General features: G+C 69.1%; 1 protein-coding gene. It reads right to left on the bottom strand.

Going from position 1 to position 939, the window contains the following annotated elements:
• Positions 1-10: 10 nt before the first annotated feature.
• Positions 11-939 (bottom strand): transposase (locus tag AC2CJA_RS26885; RefSeq protein ID WP_484605241.1); only part of this gene is annotated, 929 nt, incomplete at its 5' end.

Raw genomic sequence — 939 nt, 5'->3', positions numbered from 1 at the left:
AGCTTGGCGTTTAACCTCTGAGCCGTTTCAAGCGGGCATGTTCGGTGAGGGTCTCGATACGTTTCACGGTTTTCCCGGGCTCGTATCGTCGGGCTGACCTGCGGTTTCTTGATCCGAGCGGGCGCCCTGGGCCAGGTCTGGACGGTTTCGGCCCGGCCGCCGGACGGGCGGCCTTCACGCGGAGGTGGCGGAACCCCCGGCGGACGCGGGCGGGGGTGAGCCGCTGCGGCTCGGCGGGCCGTTCCCAGGGGTGGCGCAGGTCCTCGGCCAGCGAGCGGGCGAGACGGAGCTGGGTGTGTGCGGTGATCACCAGCCAGGTCCACAGGTCCGCGGTGTCGGGGCGGCGGACTTTCGGGCGGCTCCAGCCGAGTGTCTGCTTGAGGAAACGGAAGGTGTGCTCCAGGTCGAACCTGCGCAGGAACGCTTGCCAGCGCACGTCCACCTGGTCGGCGGAAAGAGCGGTGGCGGAGGTCCACAGCCACACTGGTTTCGCCTCGCGCTCGCCAGGCAGATGCTCCACCTTGAGCCGGATCAAGGTGCCGTGCTGCGTGGGCAGTTCGCCCTCGTGCTCGAGCCAGGCACTGCGGGCCTGCAGTTTCGGATGCATGCGGTCCCAGGCCCGTGCCTCGACCCGGCCGTATCGAGTGGTCTCGCAGGCGGTGAACCGGTCGGGGACGTGCCAGCCGTCCGGCCGGGCGAGGGAGAACCTGGCTCCGTGTTTGCGGGGGCGTCCGCCTTTGGCGGTGGGTTGTGCCGGGCCTGCGTCGCGGTACATCACACGGTCCGAGCGCAGCCGGGCCATCACCTCCACCGGCAGGTCACGCAGCGCATACGAGAGGTGGGGCGCGTCATAACCGGCATCCAGCACGATGAGGATCGTCTTGTTCCCCGGCTTCCAGTGGCCGGCCTCGATCAACCGCTGGACCACACCGCGCAGTT

The organism is Streptomyces sp. ATLC9 (genome assembly GCF_057196705.1).
The sequence above is the reverse complement of the archived record's forward strand: the minus strand, read 5'-3'. Positions and strand labels throughout refer to the sequence as shown.